Origin of the sequence: Microbacterium sp. KUDC0406, from assembly GCF_021582875.1 — a bacterium.
Taxonomy (GTDB): domain Bacteria; phylum Actinomycetota; class Actinomycetes; order Actinomycetales; family Microbacteriaceae; genus Microbacterium.
Map to the genome: position 1 here is coordinate 2685692 of NZ_CP091138.1, position 12121 is coordinate 2697812.

At 70.3% G+C, this 12121-nt stretch carries 9 protein-coding genes and 1 pseudogene; 8 read left to right on the forward strand and 2 right to left on the reverse strand.

All coding sequences use genetic code 11. The features are described from left to right. Positions 1–29 precede the first annotated feature (29 nt). The 6 genes and pseudogenes from purL (at position 30) to L2X99_RS13385 (ending at position 6247) form a co-directional block, all read left to right on the forward strand. Positions 30–2349: pseudogene (purL, locus tag L2X99_RS13360) on the forward strand (phosphoribosylformylglycinamidine synthase subunit PurL). A 52-nt stretch (positions 2350–2401) separates the two neighbouring features. After that, on the forward strand, positions 2402–2545 hold the full coding sequence (locus tag L2X99_RS13365; RefSeq protein WP_236126303.1) for a hypothetical protein: 144 nt from the start codon (positions 2402–2404) through the stop codon (positions 2543–2545). A gap of 622 nt (positions 2546–3167) precedes the next feature. Continuing rightward, positions 3168–3488: a cupin domain-containing protein gene (locus tag L2X99_RS13370; protein ID WP_236126302.1), complete on the forward strand. Its 321-nt coding sequence runs from the start codon at positions 3168–3170 to the stop codon at positions 3486–3488. A 126-nt stretch (positions 3489–3614) separates the two neighbouring features. After that, positions 3615–3959, forward strand: a complete 345-nt coding sequence (locus tag L2X99_RS13375) for a TraR/DksA family transcriptional regulator (protein WP_236126301.1) — start codon at positions 3615–3617, stop codon at positions 3957–3959. Between the two features lie 29 nt (positions 3960–3988). Then, a complete protein-coding gene (locus L2X99_RS13380; protein WP_236126300.1) occupies positions 3989–4810 on the forward strand; it encodes a hypothetical protein in 822 nt (273 codons plus the stop codon). A gap of 258 nt (positions 4811–5068) precedes the next feature. Beyond that, positions 5069–6247: a winged helix DNA-binding domain-containing protein gene (locus L2X99_RS13385; RefSeq protein WP_236126299.1), complete on the forward strand. Its 1179-nt coding sequence runs from the start codon at positions 5069–5071 to the stop codon at positions 6245–6247. A gap of 39 nt (positions 6248–6286) precedes the next feature. Here the strand turns inward: L2X99_RS13385 and L2X99_RS13390 are convergent, their stop codons facing one another. Beyond that, positions 6287–7264, reverse strand: coding sequence for a helix-turn-helix transcriptional regulator (locus L2X99_RS13390; RefSeq protein WP_236135238.1), 978 nt, complete (start codon positions 7262–7264; stop codon positions 6287–6289). Positions 7265–7427: 163 nt separating this feature from the next. On the opposite strand from L2X99_RS13390, the gene L2X99_RS13395 reads away from it, so the two are divergent. Then, positions 7428–10427, forward strand: a complete 3000-nt coding sequence (locus L2X99_RS13395; protein ID WP_236135239.1) for a hypothetical protein — start codon at positions 7428–7430, stop codon at positions 10425–10427. Positions 10428–10438: 11 nt separating this feature from the next. Continuing rightward, positions 10439–11497, forward strand: a complete 1059-nt coding sequence (locus L2X99_RS13400) for a S53 family peptidase (RefSeq protein WP_236135240.1) — start codon at positions 10439–10441, stop codon at positions 11495–11497. Between the two features lie 208 nt (positions 11498–11705). Here L2X99_RS13400 and L2X99_RS13405 read toward each other — a convergent pair whose 3' ends face one another. Beyond that, on the reverse strand, positions 11706–12074 hold the full coding sequence (locus L2X99_RS13405; protein WP_236126296.1) for an ArsR/SmtB family transcription factor: 369 nt from the start codon (positions 12072–12074) through the stop codon (positions 11706–11708). Positions 12075–12121 lie beyond the last annotated feature (47 nt).

Below are 12121 nucleotides of genomic sequence, written 5' to 3' on the forward strand. Positions count from 1 at the left end.
CCGCTTCTCCCTTCTCTTCAGGAGCCCGCGTGACCACCACACACATCCCCGACTCCGTCGAGAACGCCCTCGCGACCCCTGAGAAGGAGCAGCCCTACGCGGCGCTCGGCCTCAAGGACGACGAGTACGCCCGCATCCGCGAGATCCTGGGCCGCCGCCCCACCTCGGGCGAGCTGGCCATGTACTCGGTGATGTGGTCGGAGCACTGCTCCTACAAGAGCAGCAAGAACTACCTGCGCCGCTTCGGCCAGAAGGTCTCCGACGAGATGAAGCAGCGCCTCATGGTCGGCATGGGCCAGAACGCCGGCGTGGTCGACGTGGGCGAGGGCTGGGCCGTCACCTTCAAGGCCGAGTCGCACAACCACCCCAGCTACATCGAGCCGTTCCAGGGCGCGGCGACCGGTGTCGGCGGCATCGTGCGCGACATCATCTCGATGGGCGCCCGCCCCGTGGCCGTCATGGACGCGCTGCGCTTCGGCGCCATCGACCACCCCGACACCGCCCGCGTGGTGCACGGCGTCACCGCCGGAATCAGCTTCTACGGCAACTGCCTCGGCCTGCCCAACATCGGCGGCGAGACCGTGTTCGACTCGGTCTACCAGGCCAACCCGCTGGTCAACGCCCTCGCGGTCGGCGTGCTCCGCCACGAGGACCTCAAGCTCGCCAACGCCACCGGCACGGGCAACAAGGTCGTCCTGTTCGGCGCCCGCACGGGCGGCGACGGCATCGGCGGCGCCAGCATCCTGGCATCCGACTCCTTCGACGACGGCGGCCCCACCAAGCGGCCCGCCGTGCAGGTCGGCGACCCGTTCGCCGAGAAGGTGCTCATCGAGTGCTGCCTCGAGCTGTACCGCGACGAGCTGGTCGAGGCCATCCAGGACCTCGGTGCCGCCGGCATCTCGTGCGCGACCAGCGAGCTGGCCGCCAACGGCGACTCCGGCATGCACGTCTCGCTCGACAACGTGCTGCTGCGCGACCCCACCCTGACCGCTGAGGAGATCCTCATGTCGGAGTCGCAGGAGCGCATGATGGCGATCGTCGCCCCCGAGAAGCTCGACGCCTTCATGGCCGTCGTGAACAAGTGGGAGGTCGAGACCAGCGTGCTCGGCGAGGTCACCGGAGACGGCCGCCTCATCATCGACTGGCAGGGCGAGCGCATCGTCGACGTCGACCCGTCGACCGTCGCCGTCGACGGCCCGGTCTACGACCGTCCCGTCGCCTACCCGACCTGGATCGACGCACTGCAGGCGGATGCCGCCGGAGGAGCTGCCCCGCTCGTCCGACCCGGCCGTGCTGCGCGAGCAGTTCCTGCAGCTGATCGCGAGCCCGAACCTGGCCGACGTCAGCTGGATCACGAACCAGTACGACTACTACGTCGGCGGCAACACCGCCCTGGCCTTCCCCGACGACTCCGGCATGATCCGCGTCGACGAGGAGTCCGGCCTCGGCTTCGCGATCTCCACCGACGCGAACGGCCGCTACAGCCAGCTCGACCCGTACCGCGGCGCGCAGATCGCGCTGGCCGAGGCGTACCGCAACGTCGCCGTCACCGGCGCGACGCCCACCGCGATCACCGACTGCCTGAACTTCGGCTCCCCGGAGAACCCCGAGGTCATGTGGCAGTTCGGCCAGACGGTCGACGCCCTCGCCGACGGCTGCTACGCCCTGGGCACCCCGGTCACCGGCGGCAACGTCTCGTTCTACAACCAGACCGGCGACGTGCCGATCCACCCCACCCCGCTGGTGGGCGTGATGGGCATCATCGACGACGTCTCGCGCCGCATCCCTTCGGGCTGGCAGGACGAGGGGCAGAACATCTACCTGCTCGGCGTCACCTCGACCGAGCTGTCCGGCTCGGCCTGGGCCGACGTCGTGCACGACCACCTCGGAGGCCTGCCGCCGCAGGTCGACCTCGAGGCCGAGCGCCGGCTCGCCGGGCTCCTCGCCGCCGCGCGCGACGAGTGGCTGATCTCGTCGGCGCACGACCTGTCCGAGGGCGGCCTGGCCCTCTCGCTCGCCGAGGCCGTCTCGCGCTTCGGCGTCGGCGCGCGCGTCTGGCTCACCGAGCTGATGGAGCGCGACGGAGTGGATGCCGCATCCGCCCTTTTCTCGGAGTCGACCGGACGCGTCATCGTGACCGTGCCCCGCGAGGACGACGTGAAGTTCCGCGGCCTGTGCGAGGGCCGCGACTACCCGGTGCTGCGCATCGGCGTCACCGACAGCGAGCCCGCCCTCGAGGTGCAGGACGTGTTCACCGCCACCGTGGCAGAGCTGCGGGAGACGTCGCGTGCGACGCTGCCGGCCGCCTTCGGCCCCACCGTCACCGAGCCCGCTTCGTCCGGTCGTTGAGCGAGGCCGCCAGGCCGAGACGAAACGCCCCGAACCACCGCAAGGACTACTCATGAACCAGCACGAAGACGCCGAAGACCTCTCCGTCTACAGCGAGCGCCGCCAGAAGCGCATCCGCGTCACCGCCTGGGTGACCATCGTCGCCCTCATCCTGGTCGGCGGCGGCGCCACGGTGCTCGGCCTCATCCTGAACTGAGTCGGTCTGCGGACCCGCGCACTGCCGCGCCCCGCGCACTCTCGCGGAGTTGTGCACCTCCCGCGGACGAAGGCCCGGCATCCTCCCGCGCGAAGCGCACATTCCCGAACGAACGCGCGGGGCGGATGCCGGATCAGGGCGCGGGCTCCGCGACCCAGAACCGGGGGTCGCCCCAGCCCAGTTCGCCGTGACCGGCCGCGTTCAGCGCGAGGAGCACGAGCACGCGGCGAAGGCCTCGTGCGACGCGTGACCGGCATCGACGGCGATGTCGAGCAGCGGCATCCGCGTCGTCAGCATCCGGAACGCGGCGCGCTCCAGCAGGATGCGGCGGCGGAACGCCCCGGGTTCTCGCCCGCCGCCGATCGGATGATCCGGTCTAGGTGGAAGCGTGAGAACCCGACCCGCGCGGCCAGCTCCGCGCCGTCGATCGTGCCGGCCTCGTCGTCGCGCAGGGCGTCGGCGAGCCGGTCGACGAAGGTCGCGAAGGTGTCCGCGGGGTGCTCATGCCCCCATCGTGCTCCTCCGCGGCGGCACGCTTGATCATCCTTGCGCAGTCGCGCACCCCTCGCGCCCGGCCGGATCTCAGCGTACCCTCGGCCGGAAGTGCACCGGGAGGCACACCATGACGATCCAGCTGTTCGACGTCGCACGTGACGCAAACATCGAGGGTTACCTCATTGGGTCGCCCGTGAGCATCATCCGCGAGTACGCCTCGCCGGGCGCCGGCCCGCGCCTGCACCGCCATCCTTACGCCGAGACCTTCGTCATCCATCACGGCAGAGCGCTGTTCACCGTCGGCGAGGATCAGCTGGTGGGCGTCGGCGGGCAGATCCTCGTCGTGCCCGCTCTGGTCGCGCACCGCTTCGAGGTTCTCGACGGCGACATCTACGAGGCGACGCACATCCACGCGAACGACCGCTTCATCACCGAGTGGCTCGAGTGAGCGGGCCGCCCGCGCCGGGGCGTGCGTGCGGAATCCCGGAGATCTGCGACTTTCCGGACGGTCTCGTGCGGCGGACTCCGGGATGCTGCAGAACTCCGATGTTACGAGCGGGACTATGCTGACCGGATGCCTGATCAGCGGGAGAATCTGCAGCGCCTGCGCGCCGAGGCGGCGGCGCGCGCCGCGTCCGCGGCATCCGCTCTGCGGGCGCTCGTGCACGATCGCGAGGGATCGAACGACGACGACGAGCACGACCCCGAGGGCGTCACGCTGTCGTCGGAATGGTCGCGGCTGTCGGGTCTGACCGACGCCGCAGCAGACGAGCTGCGGCAGGTCGACGACGCGCTGGCGAGGATGGATGCCGGCACCTACGGCATCTGCGCCGGATGCGGAAAGCCGATCCCGTCGGCGCGGCTGGAGGTGCGGCCGTTCGCCGACCGGTGCGTGGCGTGCGCCGAGGCCGGACGCTGACCCCGCGACCGGATTAGGCTGAACCCATCATGCAGGAGTTCTTCGAGGGGTTCTGGCAGTTCGCCGGCGACTACTGGTGGCTGATCTTCCCGATCATGGGGGCCGCCGGCGGCATCGGCAAGGCCTGGGAGCGCGGCGCGAAGCGCCGTCATGAGCGGCGCCTCGAGACCATCCGTCTGAAGGGCGAGATCAAGGCCGCCCAGATCGCCGCGCGCGGCGGGCAGACCGGCCCGATCCCGACCCGGAAGCAGCAGCAGAAGAAGCAGGACGAGAGCCATGCCGAACTGCTCGCCCGCCTGTTCGCCGAGCACGACGAGATCACCGCCCGCTGGCTGGACTACGAACTCGACGTCGCCAAGCTCATCGCCTTCCCCGCCATGAGCGACGGACGGCAGCCGCTGACCGCCGCATTCCTGAGGGCCAAGAAGGTCGCGGACGCCCTGCGCCCGGCATCCGCCGAGGCGAAGGTCACCGAGCAGCAGGTCACCGAGTACCTCGACGCGGTCGGCAACTACTCCGTCGCCTTCGAGGTCGCCGAGCGCGAGGCCCGCCGACTGCGGAACTCGACCTTCACCGAGGACGAGCGCAAGCGCCTCGACCGCGCGCAGCAGCTGCTGAAGGTCGCCGTCGACGAATCGGCCACACAGGCCGAGCGCAACGTCGCCTACAAGCGCGTGCGTGAGGAGCTCGACGGGCTGATCGTGCTCTCGGATCAGGCCGTGACGGTGCTCGAGAAGCAGGTCGCCCGAGAGCTCCCCGCCCGGCCGGATGCCGCGCCTGCGGCGCCGCCCGCGCCCGCGGCGCCGCCCGCTCCGGAGCGGATGCCGCTGAAGCGTCCGGAGACGTCATGACGCGACGCTCCGCGACGTGAGACGCGCTTCGGCTCCGCCCCCTCGGCGATCGACGGCGAGTCGCGGCCGGAACCCGTGACGCTCCCCGGAAACCGTGGTGCGGTTCGACTCGTCCCGCCCGCGGGCCGACCCGCAGCACAGACCCTCACGCATTGATGCTCCCAGCGCATCAAAACGTGAGTCCCCGGGCCCAGCCCGCTCGCGGGACAAGCGTCGCTCGCAGAACCCGATTCCGGGACGACGCGGTAGCGTGAGGTCGTGAGAGTCGCCCGTGACCGGATCGTCGCGTTCCGGCTGGGTGCGCATCATCTGTCGGAGCGGATCGACGAGCACGGCCTGCTCGAGGCCGCCGCCGCGTGCGGCGTGCAGAACAGCCCGCCGGGTTCCGCCCTGCTCGCCCTGAGCGCCCGCGTGCGGTCGATGACGTCGCAGATCCTGGATGCCGCGATCGACGATCGCTCGATGCTGCAGACCTGGGCCATGCGCGGGGCTCCGTTCCTCTTCCCCACCGCGGATGCGGGGGCCTTCACCACCGGAGTGCTCGCGACGACCGATCCGGCGCTGCGCCGGTTCATCCTCGGGGTCGGGCCGTCGGTCGACGATCTCGGGATCACCGTCACCGAGGCCGTCGACCTGATCGATGCGCATCTCGACGATGCGCTGGCCGGACGCCGCCTGGCGATCGACGACCTCGGCGCGGAACTCGCTCGTCTGACCATGCCCGACCTGACGCCGCCGCAGCGCAAGGTCTGGCGGCGCGAGGGTCCGCATGCGCCGGGACAGCCGACCGGCGAGGCCGTCGCGCACTTCTGCCTTCGCATCCTCATGCTGCGCGGGCGCGTCTGCTTCGCCCCGCGAGAGGGCGATCGGGCGCCGTTCGTGCTGGTCGAGGAGTGGCTCGGGCATCCTCTTCCCGAGGCGGACGCGCAGCAGACGCGCGCTGAGCTGCTGCGCAGGTATCTGCACTGCTACGGGCCGTCGACCCGCGCCGACTTCGCCGCCTGGCTGGGCCTGCGCGCGGGCGATGTCGCGCCGTGGTGGACGCCCCTCGACGAGGAGCTGGTCGAGGTGGACGCCGGACGCCGCGCCTGGATGCTCGCCGACGACGTCGACGCGCTGCACGCGGCGTCCATGCCCGAGGGCGTCCGCCTGCTGCCGCCACGGGATCCGTACATGCAGGCACGCGAGCGGGGTCTGCTCGTCGAGAAGAAGCACCAGCACGAGGTCTGGAAGACGGTCGGCGATCCGGGCGCGCTGCTCGTGGACGGCGAGGTGGCGGGCATCTGGCGCCCGCGGAAGAAGGGCCGAGTGCTCACGCTCGCGGTCACACCGTTCGCCGCGCTGACGGAACGGACACGACGCCAGCTGCAGTCCGAGGCAGAGCAAGTGGCCGCGCTCCGTGGCGCGACGACCGTGGACGTGACGCTTCCCGGGTGATCGAGCTCCAGGGCCGTCGGGCGAGGGAGCGACGAGCGGTCAGACCCAGCCGCGCCTCGCGGCCTGCGCGCCGGCCTGGAAGCGGCTCGACGCGCCGAGCCGGTCGATGAGCTCCGCCACGTGCCGGCGCACCGTGCGCTCGGAGAGCCCCAGGTGCCTCGCGACCGTCTCGTCCTTCAGCCCGGCGCTCAGCAGTCGCAGCAGCTCGGAGTCCAGCCCCGAGAGGTCACCCACCGGGGCGGCATCGGCGAAGACCGGGCTCGCCATCTCCCAGGTGGCCTCGAACAGTTCCACGAGCGCATCGCACAGCCGGGACTGCCACACCAGCACCGCGGTCGTGCGGGTGCTCTCCTCGCGGGCGGTGAGCGGCACGACGGCCACGCGCCGATCGATGAGCATCATCTTCAGCGGCACGTGCGCGGCGACCCGCGCCTCCTCACCCAGCCCGGACAGCCGCCGGATCGCGTCGACACGCTCAGGCACATCGAGCACGCCCGCCCCGTACACGGCGCGCACGCTCACACCCCGTGCGAGCAGCACCTCCTCGGTCTCGCTCTCCGACCGCGGCACGTCGGTGACATAGGGCGGCTCCTCGAAGGCGATCACCTCGCGCTCGGCGTTTCTCAGCAGGGCGTCCAGCCGCTCCGAGATGATCGAGGGCCCGTCCAGCACCTCCACCAGCTGCTGCGGCTCGCTGCGCAGCATCCGTTCCATGTACTCGGCCGCATAGGTGTCGATCGCGGCGGTCGCGCGCTCGAGTTCGGCCTGCCTGGCGCGCACCAGGATCGGGATGCCGATGCGCGGGTCGACGGGTGCGTACTGCGGCGGGGAGGCGTCGTCGACCGTCACGAGACCGGCCATCGTCAGCGCCTCCGCCGCGCGCCGTGCCGTGGCCGTCGGCACACCCAGCGCCGCCCCGAGCTCCCGCACCAGCAGACGCGGATGCCGCAGCAGCGCGCGATAGGCGCGCTCCTCGACCTCGCCCAGGCCGACACCGTCCAACACGCGTGTCCTCATCTCTGTCGACTATGCGTGAGTCTAGTGACCTAAACCGGTCACTGACCGGAAGCTGTCCGCATCCGGCATCCGGAATCTGCGAACCTTCATAGGAACCCGCTTTCCCCCGCGGGCCGTCCGTCGCCCCCGAACGGGCATCCTCCCCATAGAGAGACACCTCCCCATGAACAGGTCTCATCGCCGTCTGCGTGCCGCAGGCGTCGCCGTGGCCGCGACGACAGTCATCGGACTGCTCGCCGTGCCCGCGGCGTACGCCACGGACGCGGCCCCCGATGCCCCGCGCCTCACACCCGAGGCGCTCGCGTCGCTCAGCGACCGGTACACCCCGCAGTCCGACGGCACGCCCGGCCTCGTCGCCGAGGCGTCAGGTCAGGCGGATGCCCCGTCGCAGACGCTCAAGGCGACGCAGAAGAGCAAGAGCGACGAAGACGTCTCCGGCTTCGAGTCGAAGGGCAGCATCGAGACGATGCGCGGCGCCGTGTCGCCGATGACGCTCGACGGCACGAAGGACTGGGTCGGCGTCTCGAACGCCGGAGGCCTGGCACGTTATGACGCCCACGGCGACCTGAAGTGGCAGATCGGCGCGCATGACCTGTCCGCGGCGTGGCAGGTCGACTACGAGTCGCCGTTCACGACCGAAGACCTCACACCGGTGATGTTCCAGGGCTTCAACCCCTACCAGCCCGGCTCCACCGGCCGGCACCCGTTCGCCCAGCTGGATGTCACCGGCGACCACGTCGCCGACGTCGCCGTCGCCTATCAGCTCGGCGTCGCCCCCATGGAGCCCTTCCGGGTGCCGGGCTCCGACCTCACCAGCGGGACGTTCGTCAGCGTCGTCGACGGCGCCACCGGCGACATGGTCTGGCACACGTTGATCCCCGGCACCGTCGGCTCGATGCACGCGCAGGACGGCAAGCTGATCGTCGCGCAGAACACCGGACCGAACTGGGATCTGAACCCCGTCGCCGAACAGGGCGACAGCCGCAGCTCGCTGATCGCCTACCAGTTCTCGGGCCGGGGTCGCCACGTCTCCGGCAAGGCCGCCTGGACCTACAGCACGAACGCGCCGTTCGCGAAGTGGTCGGACATCGAGACTCTCGGTGACGGACGCATCACCGCCGCCTGGACCGACACCCCGATGGCGCTGGGCAATCCTCGCCCCGCCGCCGGGCACGTCCTGGTGCTCGACACGAAGAAGGGCCGCGTCGTCACCGATGTGAAGACCCCCGGCTACCCGCGGATCGTGCAGAAGGACGCCGTGAAGGGTCGTGTGCTCGTGGCCGAGCAGAACGACCCGTACGACGCCGTGCGCCTCGACCTGACCGCGATCGACATCGCGTCGGGCAAGCGCACGGTGATCGCCTCGCACAACGGCGCGATCCCCGCCGGCGTCGTCATCAACCCCCACGGCAACGGGCCGCGCTACCTCGTCGCCGAGGTCAGGATCAACGCCGACCTCTCCGACGGGCCCTCGTCGGTGGTCGGTGTCGACGCGAACGGCAGCACCCGCTGGAGCTACACCACCAAGTCGACTGTCGGCGCGCCGATCGCCCCGATCACCGGCCTGGACGTGGCATCCAACGGCGTCGTCGCGGTTTCGGTGGGAGACGGCATCATGCAGTCCCTCGACAACCCGGAGGGACCGCTGCACACTCAGCTCGTCGGTCTCGACAACCGGTCCGGAAAGGTCGCGTGGACGCGTGACGGCGCGGTCACCGGCAACGAGGCCGTCGCCTATCAGGGCGGGTTCCTGACCGTCGGCTACGACTCCACCGCCTGGCGCACCGACAAGCGCGGCAAGACCGAAGCTCTGCCCCTGCTCGCCGACCTCTACGCCGCAGCCGCGTATGACGTGAACCACGACGGCGTGAAGGACGTCATCGCCGGTGGCCAGAGCCACGGTGTGTTCGCACTGGACGGCAAGGCCCTGTCGCACGGCGAGACCAAGGTGCTGTGGACGCAGGCCGTGAGCCAGGCCGTGCACGGTCTGAAGGTGGGCGCTGTCTCCGACGGCAAGGGCAAGCACGGCAAGGGCAAGACCTCCGAACGCGTCGTCGTCGCCACCTCGCACGGCTTCGCCGTGATCGATCCCCGCAACGGTAGGCTCACCTCGGATGTGAAGACCGGCGCGTTCCAGTGGAACGCGACGATCGCCGACGGCCTGATCCTGGCCGGTGGCGAGAAGACGTTCGGAGCCTATGACGCCGAGGGCCGCCCCGTCTGGTCGTACCGCCCCAAGGGCACCGGGAACAAGGCCGTCGCCTACTCGACTCCCGCGGTCGAGGACGGGCGCGTGTTCCTGGAGTACGGCGGCTTCCGCGACAGCATCGGCACCGGGACATCCGATCCCGCGCCGACCGCCGTCGCACTCGACCTCGCGAAGGGTACCGAGAAGTGGGCCGTTGCGGCCTCCGGCGTCAAGGCGACCTGGATCGAGGCGCAGGACGGCGTGCGCGCCGCCGACGTGCCCGGCGCCGACGGCAACGCCGTGGCGTTCGCGTTCGGCGGCGACACCGTCAGCACCCGCGGCCACACCCTGATGCTGCTCGACGGACGCACCGGTGCGCCGGTGAAGACCTATGAGGGCCCGGGTTCGGCGACCTTCCAGGGGTTCACGTCCTCCGCTGATCAAGGTCTGCTCTGGCTGCACCAGAACGCGATCCACCAGGTCCCCGCCGACGGTTCGGAGGCGTACTTCGCCCGGACGATGGCGAACGTCTGGCAGGGCACCATGGCCACCGCCCAGGACGGCAGCGAGATGTTCATCGGTGCGGTCGGCGGTGTCTACTCATGGTCGATGCCGTTCGCGAACGCTCCGGACGACTACCAGCGGGGCGACGGATCCGCCTTCGCCTACTTCGCCGGCTCGGTCACGGCCGCCGACCTCAGCAAGGGCAAGGTGACCGACCTGATCGCGCTGCCCCGGGACTACGCCGCGTACAACCTCAACCAGGAGGTCGGCGGCTACGGCAACAACCCGTACGCCATCGACAGCTTCCCGCACGGAGTGACGATCCTGCAGGCATCCGGTTCGACGCCGGCCACGGGAGCGGATGCTGCCGCACCCGCCCTTCCGCAGGCGGCTGCCGAAGCGGCCAGTTCCGAGCAGATCGATGCGTCCCCGCTCCCGCGGGCATCACCTCGGCGCCTCACCAGATCGTGAAGCAGCAGGCGGTGACCCCGCACGCCGAGGTCACGGTCCCGGGCTACACGGCACAGCAGATCCAGAAGCGTCTGGGCCTCTCCGGCGACGGCGAGGGCACGACGGTCGCCATCGTGATCGCGTACCACTACCCGACCGCGAAGGAGGATGCGAACGCCGCGGCCGCGCAGTTCGGTCTGCCCCAGACGTGCGACGTTGTCGCCGAGGGCGCGGACTGCTTCGACTTCGAGGTGGTCTACGCCGACGGCGCCCAGCCCGCCGTGAACGCACAATGGAACCAGGAGGCCGCGCTCGACATCCAGTCGATCCATGCAGTCGCTCCGAAGGCGAAGATCGTGCTCGTCGAATCGAAGGACGCTACGGCCGCGGCGATGTACCGCGCCGTCGACAAGGCGGCTTCGCTGAAGCCGACGGCCATCAGCAACAGCTGGGGCATGTCCGAGTTCTCGGAAGAGGCGTTCTACAACAAGCACTGCGCGCTGACCACCTCGGCCTGCCTGCAGTCGACCGGCGACTTCGGCTGGCCGTCGAGCTACGGCAGCACCAACCCGCACATCCTGTCGGTCGGCGGCACCAACCTGAAGCTCGACGAGGACGGCGATACCGTGAGCGAGTCGGCCTGGGCGAAGACCGGAGGCGGCGTGAGCTTCTTCCAGAAGCGCCCCGCCTACCAGGACGGTGTCGTGAAGGGCGCGCTGCGTTCGACCCCGGACGTCAGCTTCGTGGCCGATCCGGCGACCGGCTTCTCGGTGTACTACACCGCGGGCACCCAGCACTACTGGGCGGCCGTCGGCGGCACCAGCCTCTCGGCTCCGCTCTGGGCGGGCATCCTCGCGGTGACCGACCAGCTGCGCTTGGCCGACGGCAAGGACCGTCTGGTCGCTGTCGGGCCGAAGGACTCGGCGCCGCTGCATGAGGCGATCTACAGCCTCGACAAAGGGCTGTCGGATGTCGCGTCCGGCGCCAACGGCCTGTGCGGCACCGAGTGCACCGCTGGGGCGGGATACGACTCGGTGACCGGCCTCGGGTCCCCCATCGCGGGGATCGACAAGGCCCTCGCCGAGAAGTAGCCCGGCAAGAAGCGAATCCCCGCCGGCACCCCCTCGCCGGCGGGGATTCGTGCGTCTTGCCACCAGTCGGTGAGCGAGCGAGACCCCTCCGCGATCGTTGAGCGCGCGACGAAGGTGGTCGTTGAGCGGAGCGACGAAGGAGCGAAGACGAAACGCAGAGACGGAGCGCCCTCAGGTCACCTGACGCGTTTCGTCTCGCTTCGCTCGCTCAACGACCGGAGGGTACTGCGCTCACAGCGGCTGGGCGAAGCGCCTCCGCGGCGGCGGCGAGGGCGCCGTCGGCGAGCGAGAAGTAGGCCCACTTCCCGCGCTGCTCGCGGGTGACCAGACCTGCATCAGCGAGGATCTTCATGTGGTGCGAGACCGTGCCCTGCGACAGACCCACCGGATCGGTGAGGTCGCAGATGCAGGCCTCGCCGCCCTCACTGCCCGAGATGAGCGACAGCAGCATGACGCGGGTGGGGTCTCCGATCGCCTTGAACACCCGGGCGATGCGCTCGGCCTCGTCGAGGGAGATCGCCGCAGTGACACGGGGCGAGCAGCACGCGCGCTGCTCGACGGTGACGGGAAGGGTCATACCGACATCTTCCCACGTATTGACAAACTTCGATAGGTACGTGAGGG